Source organism: Sphingomonas aliaeris (assembly GCF_016743815.1).
Classification (GTDB): Bacteria; Pseudomonadota; Alphaproteobacteria; order Sphingomonadales; family Sphingomonadaceae; genus Sphingomonas; species Sphingomonas aliaeris.
In genome coordinates, this window is record NZ_CP061035.1 from 2,532,902 (window position 1) to 2,544,735 (window position 11,834).

An 11,834-nucleotide genomic window follows, 5' to 3' on the forward strand; every position below is an offset into this window, starting at 1 on the left:
AAGGCTGGCGAGCTATCGCTCACTCCATGCTTATCCGTCTGCTTTTCATCGCCTTGGGAGTGGTTTCGACCCCGTTCGCAGCGCACGCCGCGACCGCGAATATCGACGTGCGCGGCCCGGACGGAAAGCCGCTGGCGGGTGCAGTCGTGATGATCGACACACCGAAGAAGCCCGCCGCGCCGATCCGCTTCACCTGGGGCACCGCCATGTCCCAGCGCAACATCCAGTTCGATCCGCACGTCCTGATCGTGCCGATCGGATCGACCGTCACCTTTCCGAATTTCGACAAGGTCCGCCACCACGTCTATTCCTTCTCCAAGGCGAAGAAGTTCGACCTGAAGCTGTACGGGAAGGACGATACGCGCAGCGTGCTGTTCGACCATGCGGGCGCCGTCGCGCTCGGCTGTAACATCCATGACCAGATGAGCGCGTTCATCCTCGTCGTCGAAACGCCGTTCGCGGTGCAGACGGACGTCAACGGCCACGCGACGATCGCGGGCGTGCCCGCGGGCGGCGCGACCGTGAGGATCTGGCATCCGTCGATCCGCGCGAAGGATAATGTCCTCGCACAGCCCGCGACGATCGCTGCCACCGGCTTCACCAACACCTACACGATCCGCGGGCGATGACCGTTCCGGTTACCGAGACAAAGCGGGAGCGTCGGCGGCTGTTCGGCTTCCAGCATCTGCGCACACGTCTGGCAGTGCTGTATGCCGGGCTTTTCGCGATCACGATCGTCGCAGTGGCGATCGTCGCACAGGTGATGATCCGCAACCACGCGCAAAACTCGGTCCGTGCCGAGTTGTCGACCAGCGGTATCGTCTATGACCGCATCTGGGCATTGCGGGCGAAATCGCTGACGGGATCGGCCGACGTTCTGGCACGTGATTTCGGGTTCCGCAGCGCCGTCGCCAGCGGGGACGGACCGACCATCTCATCTGCCGTGGCGAACCTGCGCGCCCGCGCCGGTGTCGCCAACGCCTTCGTCGTCGATACCGGCGGCGACGTGATCGGCGACGGCCCGGCGGACCTGCGCGACGCCATCACCGATCTGCCCTCGACCTTTGCGGACGGCAGCAACAACGCCGTCATAGCGACGGATGCAGGCACCTATCGCCTGATCGTCGCACCGATCCTAGCCCCGGTGGAGATCGGGCAAGTCGTTTTCGCCGTTCCGCTGGACGCGACGGAGATGCGTGCGCTCGAACGATTGTCCGCCATTCCGCTCAGCGCGACGATGCTGCATCGCCGCGCCGATGGCCACTGGATGTCGACGGACCGTACCAGTCTGGGCGACGTTGCGCTTGACCGCTATGTGAACGGCGCGACCCGATCAAGCGGGACGAAGCTCGCCACGCTCGATCTGCCGGGCGGAAAGTCGTTCGCGCTGGCGATCCCCCTGGCCGGGCGTGCCGAGACACCAGACGCGGCTCTGTTGCTCAGCTACCCGCTCGAAACCGCGCTCGCATCGTATCGCTCGTTGCAGATCGGCATCGCGCTCGCCGGCGCGGTAGGGCTCATCCTCGTCCTGCTCGGCAGCCGTCGCCTCGCCAACGGCATCGCCCGCCCGATCGCTGCGCTGGATGCCGCCGCCAAGGCGCTGGAAGAAGGATCCCGCGCGGAATTGAAGGTCGAGGGGTCGGACGAGATCGCCCGCCTCGCCGAAAGCTTCAATACGATGTCCGCCGGTATCCTGGAGCGCGAACATCGCATCACGCACCTCGCCTTTCACGATTCGCTGACCGGCCTGCCCAACCGCACCTATTTTCGCCAGCAGATGGAGGCCGCCCTCATCCGCGCGCCCAAGATGGGGGAAAAGGCCGCCGTCCTGTGCCTCGATCTGGACGGGTTCAAAGGCGTCAACGACACGCTCGGCCATCCGGTCGGGGATGCGTTGCTGCGACAGGTCGGCATGATGCTGGACGATCTGGTCAAGGACGGCACCGTCTCCCGCCTCGGCGGCGACGAATTCGCAATCATCCTGTCCGGCCGGCTCGATAACGATCGGCCACGCGCGCTGTCGCAACAGATTATCGACAAGTTCCGCGCTCCGATCCTGGTCGACGGGCATCAGATCGCAACGGGCGTCAGCATCGGCATCGCGATCGGACCGGGCGATGGCGAGGATGCGGACCTGCTGCTGAAAAGCGCCGACCTTGCCCTGTACCGCGCGAAACAGGACGGGCGCGGCGTGTTCCGCTTCTTCGAACCCGCGCTCGACGCCGCCGCACGCAAGCGCCGCCAGCTCGAACTCGACCTGCGCGAGGCGTTGCTGACGGGCCAGTTCCGGCTCAATTATCAACCTATCTTCGATCTCGCCAAGGACCGCATCGGCTGCTTCGAATCGCTGCTCCGCTGGGAGCATCCGACGCGCGGCAACGTGTCACCCAGCGAATTCATTCCGGTGGCGGAGGAAACCGGCCTGATCGTCGCGATCGGCGAATGGGTGATGCACGAGGCGTGCCGTCAGGCTGCGGACTGGCCGTCCCATGTCCGCGTCGCGGTGAACGTGTCGCCACTCCAGTTCCGCAATTCCGGCTTTTCGAACATCATTTTCCAGGCGCTGACCCGCAGCGGCCTGCCCGCCAACCGGCTGGAGATCGAGATCACCGAATCCGTTTTCCTGGAAGGCGAAGACGGGGTCCTGCAGGTGCTTCATCAACTGCGCGGCATGGGCGTTCGCATCGCGCTGGATGATTTCGGCACCGGCTATTCCTCGCTCAGCTATCTGCGCAGCTTTCCGTTCGACAAGATCAAGATCGACAAATCCTTCGTCGATCGCGTCGCGCAGGACGAAAGCTCGGCGGCGATCGTCCTCGCCATCGTCGACTTGGCCAAGGCGCTCAAGATGGAGACGACCGCCGAGGGCGTCGAGGATCGCGACCAGCTCGACCAGCTTCGCGGTCAGGGGTGTTCCAGCATCCAGGGTTATTGGTTCAGCCGCCCGGTCGAAGGCGGCGCGGTGCTCGATCTGATCGCGGAGCCGATGTCCGCGGCGGCGTGACGCACACCTGACGACAGCGCGGCCGTCCACCCACAGCCGCTATTCCCGCGCACGTTTCCATCGGCTACGCCCGCGGCAAAAGCGGAGGAATGCCGACATGCCACAATATGAAATCGGCGGGAAACGCCCTGCCCTCGCGTCCGGCGCGTGGATCGCCCCCAGTGCGGACCTGATCGGCGATGTCCAATTGGCGGAGGATGCGAACGTCTGGTTCGGCGCTGTCCTGCGCGGCGACAATACCCCGATCCTGATCGGCGAACGCAGCAACGTGCAGGAAGGCGCGATGTGCCACAGCGATCCCGGTGCGCCGCTGACCGTCGGGGCGGATTGCACGATCGGGCATCACGCGATCCTTCACGGCTGCACGATCGGCGACCGCGTGCTGATCGGGATGGGCGCGATCATCCTCAACCGCGCGACGATCGGGGACGGCTGCATCGTCGGCGCAGGCGCGCTGGTGACGGAGGACAAGGTGTTCGAACCCAACAGCCTGATCGTCGGCAGCCCGGCCCGCGCAGTCCGTCAACTCGACGAGACCGCGCAAGCCATGCTGCGCGCATCGGCCAGCCATTATGCCGAAAAGGCCCATGCCTGCGCCACCGGGCTCAAGCGCGTAGACTGAGCCCCCGAAGGAGCGGGCGGCCGGTCAGCCGCCCGCCTCCCAGGCTGTGACGGCCGGACGCAACCGCTCGGTCACCTCGCGCCGCGCCGCCATGCCGGCGACGACGCGTGCAGCGCCGCCGCGGGCGTCCACCGGCAGGTTCTTCGCCGCGAACGCCGTGATCTTCGCCGGCATCGCCGGATCGTTCGATCCCGCCCCCAGGCCCGGTACGTAGTTCGACCGTGCGCTCGCTTCCGTGAAGCTGTCGACCAGAGCGAAGTTCGCGACGGCGAAGTCGAACGCCATGTCCGGATGCTGCCCAGCGACAGCGCGCAGCAGGCTCGCCTTTTGCGGCGCGGTGATCCGGTCCGTCTTGATCAGGTCCAGCGCGCGCTTCGCCAGCGCGTCGTCCTTCGTGATCCCCAGCGCGCGGATATAGGCGTTGCGCCCGACCGGGTTCTTCTCGGCAAGCGCGATCTGCAACAACGCATCCCATTCGGCCGGGCTGGCGTTCAACGCATAGGTCGTGATGATCGGGGTACGGATCGCCGGCGGAATCGCATTCGTATCGGTCCGCAATGCCGCGACATACGTCCGCGCCATGGCCATGATTTCCGCATCGCCCGTCGCACCCAGCGTGCCGATCAGCGTCTCACGCAAATTGCTGACTAGCGGCGACTCGCCCGCCTTGGCCCGGTATCCCACACGCTTCATCACCGGCGCCAGCAAGGCCGCATTCCGGCGTGCGAGCGTATCGCCCAGCGGCGTACCCTCGAATCGGTCGGCGATATGGCCGACCTGCCCGGCGACCATCGCCCATTCGATCGGATCCGCACCGACCTCGACCTTGTCGAGCAGCGCCAGATAGGCAGACAGGTCCTGATCGCCACTCAGCGCCAGTGCGAAATCGTCGCCCAGCGTGCCGAGCTGATCCCTCAGCGGCAGCCGCGTGAAATCGCGCACGATCGCCGCATGGCCCGCCGCGTCGTATCGTGCGCGCAGATAGCTGCCCTTGCCCTGGTTCAGCACGATCGTGCCGCAATCCTTCAACGTCACCACCGTCGGCGCAGCGCCGCGCACGGTCATATCGCTCTCCGCTTGCCCCAGCACGCCAAGGCGAAGCGGCACGCGCCACGTCAGCGGCTGCTTCGACGCGGCATCCAACCCGAAACGGCCCTGCGTCAGCGTCGCCTTGGTCATCCCCCCGCTGCACGTGGCTCCGGTCAGCGTGACCAGCGGAACGCCCGGTTGCAGCGTGAAATCATGCGCGATGTCAGCAACCCGCTTGCCCGCCGCCGCCGATAGCTCCGCCCACAATTGCTCCGTGACGGTGTTGCCGTATTTGTACTTCGCCATGTAGCGGCGGATGCCGTCGCGGAACACATCCGGCCCCAGCGTCGATTCCATCATGCCGATCACCGCCTGACCCTTTTGATAAGTGATGCCGTCGAACGCCTCGCCGATCTGGTCGACCGTCTTGATCGGACGGATGATCGGGTGCGTCGCCGCGGTGGCATCGGCGGCCAGCGCCGCCTCCCGGTCGAACGACACCGCGGTCGCCGCGCCGTTCCAATTCGGGTTCAGATCGGTCGAGGCCTTGTTTTCCATCCACGACGCGAACCCCTCGTTCAGCCACAGATCGTCCCACCACGCCATCGTGACGAGATCGCCGAACCATTGGTGCGCCATCTCATGCGCGACGACGGTGTAGATGCGCTGCCGGTTGCTCTCCGTCGCGCGTGCCGGATCGAACAGCAATTCGTTCTCAAAATAGAAGATGGCGCCCCAGTTCTCCATCGCGCCGAACGTCTGGCTGGATCCGGGGCCGGCGATCATGTCCATCTTGGGCAGCGGGTACGGGGTCCCGAAATAGTCGTTGTAATAGTCGAGCAGACGCTTCGCCGCGCCAAGCGCATAGTCACCCTGCGCACCGACACCGCGACGGCTGATGATGCCGATCTCGGTCTTGCCCGCCATGACGGTGTGGCGCTCCATGTCCCCCATGCCGAGGAACATCAGGTAGCTGGACATCTTCGGCGACACGTCGAAGCTGTACACTTGCGTGCCGTCCGCCTGTTTTGTCACGCTCGTCGCCGGCATGTTCGAAAAGGCGAGTTGCCCCGCCGGCGCCACCGCGCTCAGCTTGAACGTCGCCTTGAACGACGGCTCGTCCCAGATCGGCGCGAAACGGCGTGCGTCGGGCGCCTCGAACTGCGTCGCGAGCATCCGCGACGCGCTCCCGTCCTGATTCTTATAGTCGATCGCGAACAGCCCGAGCGGCGATTGGTTGATCTTGCCGCTCCACGCAAACCGCAGTTCGTGCACGCCCTTCGTCGCAGCCTTGGGCAGCGTCACCGTCAGTTGCTGCAATTCGGCGTCCTGCGCCACCGCGACCTTTGCGCCGTCGAACGTCGCCGTCGTGATCGTCAGGTCCGCGGCGTTCAGCGTGATCGTCCGCGTCGCCTCGCGCACATCGACCGTGATCGCCTCGGTGCCCGCAAACGTCATCGCTTTCGCGTCCGGCGTGATCCGAATATCGTACGAAATCGGCGCGACATTGGTCGGAAGCTGACCCGCGGCAAAGGCAGGCGACGAAATACCAAGCAAAAGCAACGGGATGATACGTTTCATGGGGATGTGCGACCTTATGACCTTTATCACGGCCGCACTAATCGGATGCCGCCGCTTGGCAAGCCCCGCCTGACCATCCGCACGCGACGCGCTGGACAGTCATTTCAGTTGCGCTATGAAACGTACTCATGAGCCTTCCCCCATCCTGCAACGCCTGCGCTTGCCCATCATCGGGTCGCCGCTGTTCATCATCTCCGGCCCGGATCTGGTCATCGCCCAGTGCAAGGCGGGAATCGTCGGGTCCTTCCCGGCATTGAACGCGCGGCCTCAGGCGCAGCTCGACGAATGGCTCCACCGCATCACCGAGGAATTGTCCGCGTGGAACCGCGACAATCCCGATCGCCCCGCCGCCCCGTTCGCGGTCAACCAGATCGTCCACAAATCGAACGAACGGCTCGAGGCCGATCTCGCGACCTGCGCCAAGTGGCAGGTGCCGATCGTCATCACCTCATTGGGCGCGCGTGAGGATCTGAACACGACCGTCCACGGCTGGGGCGGCATCACGCTGCATGACATCATCGACGACCGCTTCGCGCGCAAGGCGATCGAAAAGGGCGCGGATGGCCTGATCGCGGTCGCGGCCGGCGCGGGTGGCCATGCCGGACGCCTGTCGCCCTTCGCGCTGATCCAGGAAATTCGCCAGTGGTTCGACGGTCCGCTCGCTTTGTCCGGCTCGATCGCGACCGGCGACGCGGTGCTCGCCGCGCAGGCGATGGGTGCGGATCTCGGCTATATCGGCTCACCCTTCATCGCGACCGAGGAAGCCAATGCCGATCCCGCGTACAAGGACGGCATCGTCGCGGGCAAGGCGTCGGATATCATCTATTCCAACCTCTTCACCGGGGTGCACGGCAATTACCTGCGCGGATCGATCCAGGCGGCGGGCATGGATCCGGACAATCTGCCAGAGGGCGATCTGAAGACGATGGATTTCGGCACCGGCAACGGATCGAAGCCCAAGGCGTGGAAGGACATCTGGGGTTCAGGCCAGGGCATCGGCGCGGTCACCGCGGTCGAATCCGTCGCCGTCCGCGTCGATCGAATGGAACGCGAATACAAGGCCGCCCGCGCTCGTCTGGGGCTGTAGACCTCCGCATCCCGTTCGTTTCGAGCGTAGTCGAGAAACCGATCGCCACAAGCAGACCGGCTTGTCGATTACGCCGACACGAAAGGCCGGATAAAAAGCCGCCCGCCCTGGATCGCGGAAACTAGAACGAACTCGCCAGCCGCGCGTGCATCGATTGCACCGGTGACATAAGCGCGCCTGACGGCCCCTCGTCCGCCTGAGAATCGTCCAGCCGCGCCACTCGGCGATACAGTTCCGCACTCGCAGTGATCAACGCGCGCGCCTGGGTCGGCATGGACGATACCGCATGTGCCTCGCTTACCGGTGCGGGCCCAAGTCGCCGTGATGGATCCAGCGCATCCGCCGCGCGCAACTCCCCCGCATCCACCGCTCGCTGCGTCAGCAACCAAGCGATGATGTGCATCAGCCGCGTCGTCACCTTCAACGACTCGCATGAGAACGATACGCGCGCCATCGGGTCCAGCGCCTCGCGCTCCAGCCGCCCGGCCTCGTCGAAATAGCTGCGCGCTTCGTCGGCCAGCACCATCGCATCGACATAGAGCGTGTCGATCAGCCGGCGATGCATTCTCGGTTCGGGAGGAATTCGGCTCATCACCGCCAGAGTGCCACAGTCATGTCACCGGTGACATAGCCGCAGTGCTGTTTTTGTAAGAAATTACGTGCCAAAGCGGATCACTTCGGATCCCTCGCCCCGCCGCACGCATCGGCTCAGGCAATGATATCCGGGATCAAATGGTCCCCCAGCATGCTGATTTCGTCGCGTAATCGCAATTTGCGCTTCTTCAATCGGGCAAGTTGCAGCTGGTCGGTCGATCCGGACTCGATCAGCGCCATGATCGCCGAATCCAGGTCGCGATGTTCCGTACGCAGCACGTCGAGCCGCTTGGCAATCTGCGTTTCTTCCATGCGACCTCCCCCTCACCCCGATGCCGTAACGACCCTAGCAAAGTCGGACCACCCATGTGAGCGGAAAACGTTTTGGCGCAGAAATCGTGTCGACCTGTCGAAAGCGGGCAAAATCGATGAAGACAAATTGATCTATGCGTGTTTCTATATGTCCCCCGCCCAAGAACTGAAGGAGGATTGCTTCCATGCAGACCGCACATTTCTCAGCACTTGAAGCCAAGCACGCCGGCCTCGATCGCAAGATCGCCGCCGAATCGCAGCGCCCCATGCCCGATGCAACGACGATTGCAGCGCTTAAAAAGCAGAAACTGCGCATCAAGGAAGAAATGACCGCGCAATAGCGGCTGACCCTCAGCCTCGCGCCTGGCATCTGCCCGGCGCGGGGCCTTCAGCGCAGGATCACCGGTCCCGAAAATTTTTGCGACCGTGCTGCACCACTGGTTGGTTTGCGCGCGGCCTTTGGGTCGACCTTGCGGTCGAATGACACGCCTATACGGCCCGCCGCGACCCAGGCGATGCTACCCTTGATCCAGCCGATCCCCCGGACGTCCAGTTCGACCGGTGTGCCAAGAGCGATCGGCTCCGCATATTCCGCCATCAAGCCGCCGGTCGACAAGTTGCGGACCCGCACGTGCCGGCCCGTCGGCAAACCGACCTCGCGAAACTCCGCCATCAGGAAGAAGCTGTCCCGCGACGTATCTCGTGCGCTGGCGTTGTCCTGCGCAGCCACGTCGTCGCCGGAAAATTCTTGAAACCCGTCCATCAGATCGTCCGCAACGCCTCCGCTAGCTTGATCCGGGTTAGCCACCAAACCTTACCGAAAGTCTTATTGGATCGGCTCGTCCAAGCGGCATTCGCCATCGGTCGGGGCAGAACAAGCCACGTCGCCGTCGAGGTGATAGGACCAGGACCGGAAACGCGTTCCGATCATCCGGGATGGCCCGCCGGGCGATCGTACCACGCGAGCATCGATGAAGAACATGGCGGTTCGCTCCGCCACACCATTTTGCAAACGGTTTTGTAACGACGATAGGTGGCCGGAATTGATGATCCGGCCAAGACGTCGATTTGGCTCAGTCCTCGCGCGAAACCTTCTCGTTGCGCTCGTGCTTTTCCTGCGCCTCTACGGTCATCGTCGCGATCGGGCGTGCTTCCAGCCGGGCCAAGCTGATCGGCTCGCCGGTCACTTCGCAATATCCGTATTCGCCATCGTCGATCCGGCGCATCGCCGCCTCGATCTTGGAGATCAGCTTGCGCTGGCGGTCGCGCGTGCGCAGTTCGATCGACCAGTCCGTCTCGCTCGACGCTCGATCGGTCAGATCCGCCTCGCGCAGCGAATCGACCTGCAATTGCGATAGCGTCCCCGCCGCTTCTTTCAGGATCGCGTCTTTCCACGCCTGAAGCTTCGCGCGGAAATATTCCTGCTGCTTCGGGTTCATGAACTCTTCGTCGGCACTGGGCCGATAGTTCGCGTCATTGGCTGGAGCCAATGGTTTTCCGGAGTCGTCCAATCGATTCAAGACCGTCGCCATCCCAACTCTCCCCGTGGCCGTCCGACGCTTGTTGCGCCCGTATCGTCCATGCTGACCTCACCCCTGATGGCGCGCCTATACAAGCGCCCGAAGCACTCCACAAGCAATCCGGTGTGATCATGCCGCGTATCCCGGCGCCCTCCCCGTTTGCTCGTCACACGGACAAAACGCGGCGATCTGCGCGGACGCGCAAATATCTACCAGGGAACAAACGAACTGATCTTCCGACAATGCCGACCCGGCTAATTGTTCCCTAATGGCACGTTAACTATAGACTTATCGACGCGGCGAGAAATAGCCGCCGGGTTTAGGAGGATAACTTGGTTAACACGGTTGAACTTAATGATTTGTTGGGCCCTTTGAATGAATAGCAGCCTATCAGCTGCGGCTGAACGAACCTGACGGCAACGTCGGCAATAAGAGAGTGATATCATGTCGGTGCGGATGGCTTTGGGCAAATTGTGCGCATGCACCTGCGGCGGCGCATTGATCGGCGGCGGCGCGGTCCACGTGGCGGAAAAGCCGAGGCCGCGGCCGGCCTATCAGAAGGTACTGCCCAAACGCCACGTACGTCCCGTTGCGCCTACCAGGGTTGCTGCTGCGCCGACCGGCTACCGGCCCCGCCGAGTCGTTTCGAACCCGCAAGGGGCCTGCCCCCGCCCGTGGTCACGCTGGCGAGCCAGGAGGGGCCGATTCCCCTGCCCCCGCAGACGCCCTTTGGTGGGTCGGGCGGCGGATCCGGCGGCGGCAATGGTGGCCTTGCCGTCATCGGCGGCAGCGGTGGATTCGGCAGTGGCGGCTTTTTCGGCGGCGGTTTCTCCGGCGGCGGTGGCAGCGGCAGTGGAAGCTCCGGCGGCGGAAGCGGGATCATAATCTCCTCGACCAGCAGTTCCAGCACCAGCAGCGGCGGGTCCACATCGTCAGGCAACGGCGGGTCGTCGGGCAACAGCAGCACCGGCGGTGCGGAAAGTTCCAGCACATCATCGTCCGCCGGCGGCGGCTCCAGCGGCAACGTTTCGTCGTCGTCCAGCGGCAACGGCTCTTCGTCCGGTTCGTCGTCGTCGAGCGGGAACGTCTCATCCTCCTCAGCGTCCAGCGGATCGTCGTCCAATTCCTCGGGGTCGAGCGGGGATGTCACGTCCTCCGCCTCGGGCTCCTCGACCGGTGGTTCGACCAGCACGTCGTCCGCGAGCTCTTCGAACGGAAGCAGCACGTCCAGCAGCAGCTACGGTTCGAGCAGTCAGGGTTGGGGCAGCAGTGGCGGCTGGAGTTCGACCGGCGGCTGGAGCAGCAATGGCGGCAACGGTTCCACTGGCGGCAGCACCGGCTCCAGCAGTGGCAGCACCGGCTCTACGGGCGGGCCCCCGGCCCCCGTTCCCGCGCCGCCGATGGTCCTGCTGTTCGGCGCGGCGGCGGCGGCGCTCGTCGCCCGCAAACGCTTCGCCAAAAAGGCCGCAGCGGCGGCTTGATCGAACCGAAAAGGGCTCCCGTCACGGGAGCCCTTTTAAATCAGGCGGCGATCAGCGCCTTCTCGATCTGATCGACCGGATGCCCGGTCAGATCCTTGTCGATCTCGGCCGTCAGCCGGCTGCTGACTTCCTTGTGATAATGTTTGCGCAGCTCGCCCAGCGTCTTGGGCGGCGCGATGATGATCAGCGATCCGAACTCGTTCTTCAACGCGCGCTGCTTCAGCATCTCCGCGGTTTCGGCGGCGAACCGGTCTTCCTCCTGCTGGTGATAGTCCGTCTCACCCATCGATCCGCGCGACTCCGCAAATTGCGCACCGCCGCCGGATGCGTGATTGCTTCCGCCCTGCGCCGCTGCCGGGGCCTGCGATCCGCTCTGCGTCGATCGCGCACCGCCGGCCGCGTCGGTCTTCTGGTCGCGATCCGCCGGGTTCACATGCTCCTGCGCATGCTCGACTTTCAGGTTGGGATATTCCGCATCGCCTTCGTTGCGGAAGAACAGCGCCTTGCGACCATCGGCGACCAGGACGAACGCGTTATGAGGGACTTGCATGCTCTGTTCCTTCTCTGTGATAGCTGCCCGTGCAACGCGCCGCCCCCCGTGACG

At 64.3% G+C, this 11,834-nt stretch carries 12 protein-coding genes; 5 read left to right on the forward strand and 7 right to left on the reverse strand.

The window, feature by feature from the left end; genetic code table 11:
* Positions 1-26 precede the first annotated feature (26 nt).
* The 3 genes from H5J25_RS11955 to H5J25_RS11965 all read left to right on the forward strand — a co-directional run bounded on the left by H5J25_RS11955 (position 27) and on the right by H5J25_RS11965 (position 3,626).
* Positions 27-629 carry a methylamine utilization protein gene (locus H5J25_RS11955; RefSeq protein ID WP_202091256.1) on the forward strand — a complete coding sequence of 201 codons (603 nt, stop codon included), beginning with the start codon at positions 27-29 and terminating at the stop codon, positions 627-629.
* The gene (locus H5J25_RS11960; protein WP_202091258.1) at positions 626-3,004 is read left to right on the forward strand and encodes a putative bifunctional diguanylate cyclase/phosphodiesterase; all 2,379 of its coding nucleotides are present in this window, start codon (positions 626-628) and stop codon (positions 3,002-3,004) included. The genes H5J25_RS11955 and H5J25_RS11960 overlap by 4 nt, the downstream gene beginning before the upstream one ends.
* Before the next feature lie 97 nt (positions 3,005-3,101).
* Positions 3,102-3,626, forward strand: coding sequence for a gamma carbonic anhydrase family protein (locus H5J25_RS11965; protein WP_202091260.1), 525 nt, complete (start codon positions 3,102-3,104; stop codon positions 3,624-3,626).
* 24 nt (positions 3,627-3,650) lie between these two features.
* On the opposite strand, the gene H5J25_RS11970 is transcribed toward H5J25_RS11965, so the two are convergent.
* Positions 3,651-6,236 (reverse strand): M1 family metallopeptidase, encoded by a 2,586-nt coding sequence (locus H5J25_RS11970; protein ID WP_202091276.1) that lies wholly within the window; start codon positions 6,234-6,236, stop codon positions 3,651-3,653.
* Positions 6,237-6,351: 115 nt separating this feature from the next.
* Between H5J25_RS11970 and H5J25_RS11975 the strand changes: the two genes are divergently transcribed.
* Positions 6,352-7,323 carry an NAD(P)H-dependent flavin oxidoreductase gene (locus H5J25_RS11975; protein WP_202091278.1) on the forward strand — a complete coding sequence of 324 codons (972 nt, stop codon included), beginning with the start codon at positions 6,352-6,354 and terminating at the stop codon, positions 7,321-7,323.
* A gap of 121 nt (positions 7,324-7,444) precedes the next feature.
* Here the strand turns inward: H5J25_RS11975 and H5J25_RS11980 are convergent, their stop codons facing one another.
* Together H5J25_RS11980 and H5J25_RS11985 are read right to left on the reverse strand one after the other, a co-directional pair.
* Positions 7,445-7,888, reverse strand: coding sequence for a DUF1465 family protein (locus H5J25_RS11980; protein WP_202091279.1), 444 nt, complete (start codon positions 7,886-7,888; stop codon positions 7,445-7,447).
* A gap of 143 nt (positions 7,889-8,031) precedes the next feature.
* Positions 8,032-8,229: a YdcH family protein gene (locus H5J25_RS11985; protein WP_202091281.1), complete on the reverse strand. Its 198-nt coding sequence runs from the start codon at positions 8,227-8,229 to the stop codon at positions 8,032-8,034.
* Positions 8,230-8,414: 185 nt separating this feature from the next.
* Between H5J25_RS11985 and H5J25_RS11990 the strand changes: the two genes are divergently transcribed.
* On the forward strand, positions 8,415-8,570 hold the full coding sequence (locus H5J25_RS11990) for a YdcH family protein (protein WP_202091283.1): 156 nt from the start codon (positions 8,415-8,417) through the stop codon (positions 8,568-8,570).
* Between the two features lie 47 nt (positions 8,571-8,617).
* Here H5J25_RS11990 and H5J25_RS11995 read toward each other — a convergent pair whose 3' ends face one another.
* The 4 genes from H5J25_RS11995 to H5J25_RS12010 form a co-directional block, all read right to left on the reverse strand.
* The gene (locus H5J25_RS11995; RefSeq protein ID WP_202091293.1) at positions 8,618-8,992 is read right to left on the reverse strand and encodes a PilZ domain-containing protein; all 375 of its coding nucleotides are present in this window, start codon (positions 8,990-8,992) and stop codon (positions 8,618-8,620) included.
* Positions 8,993-9,302: 310 nt separating this feature from the next.
* Positions 9,303-9,761 (reverse strand): RNA polymerase-binding protein DksA, encoded by a 459-nt coding sequence (gene dksA / locus H5J25_RS12000; RefSeq protein WP_202091296.1) that lies wholly within the window; start codon positions 9,759-9,761, stop codon positions 9,303-9,305.
* 583 nt (positions 9,762-10,344) lie between these two features.
* Complete coding sequence (locus H5J25_RS12005) at positions 10,345-10,974, reverse strand: hypothetical protein (protein WP_202091298.1); 630 nt, start codon at positions 10,972-10,974, stop codon at positions 10,345-10,347.
* Positions 10,975-11,270: 296 nt separating this feature from the next.
* Positions 11,271-11,780 (reverse strand): host attachment family protein, encoded by a 510-nt coding sequence (locus tag H5J25_RS12010; protein WP_202091301.1) that lies wholly within the window; start codon positions 11,778-11,780, stop codon positions 11,271-11,273.
* Positions 11,781-11,834: the final 54 nt, after the last annotated feature.

What these genes read in the sequence shown, in the direction of transcription:
- H5J25_RS11970 (WP_202091276.1), bottom strand. Translation starts at nt 6,236, where the DNA reads ATGAAACGTATCATCCCGTTGCTTTTGCTTGGTATTTCGTCGCCTGCC.
- H5J25_RS11960 (WP_202091258.1), top strand. Translation starts at nt 626, where the DNA reads ATGACCGTTCCGGTTACCGAGACAAAGCGGGAGCGTCGGCGGCTGTTC.
- H5J25_RS11975 (WP_202091278.1), top strand. Translation starts at nt 6,352, where the DNA reads ATGAAACGTACTCATGAGCCTTCCCCCATCCTGCAACGCCTGCGCTTG.
- H5J25_RS11995 (WP_202091293.1), bottom strand. Translation starts at nt 8,992, where the DNA reads ATGGACGGGTTTCAAGAATTTTCCGGCGACGACGTGGCTGCGCAGGAC.
- H5J25_RS11980 (WP_202091279.1), bottom strand. Translation starts at nt 7,888, where the DNA reads ATGCATCGCCGGCTGATCGACACGCTCTATGTCGATGCGATGGTGCTG.
- H5J25_RS11990 (WP_202091283.1), top strand. Translation starts at nt 8,415, where the DNA reads ATGCAGACCGCACATTTCTCAGCACTTGAAGCCAAGCACGCCGGCCTC.
- H5J25_RS11955 (WP_202091256.1), top strand. Translation starts at nt 27, where the DNA reads ATGCTTATCCGTCTGCTTTTCATCGCCTTGGGAGTGGTTTCGACCCCG.
- H5J25_RS12010 (WP_202091301.1), bottom strand. Translation starts at nt 11,780, where the DNA reads ATGCAAGTCCCTCATAACGCGTTCGTCCTGGTCGCCGATGGTCGCAAG.
- dksA (WP_202091296.1), bottom strand. Translation starts at nt 9,761, where the DNA reads ATGGCGACGGTCTTGAATCGATTGGACGACTCCGGAAAACCATTGGCT.
- H5J25_RS11965 (WP_202091260.1), top strand. Translation starts at nt 3,102, where the DNA reads ATGCCACAATATGAAATCGGCGGGAAACGCCCTGCCCTCGCGTCCGGC.
- H5J25_RS11985 (WP_202091281.1), bottom strand. Translation starts at nt 8,229, where the DNA reads ATGGAAGAAACGCAGATTGCCAAGCGGCTCGACGTGCTGCGTACGGAA.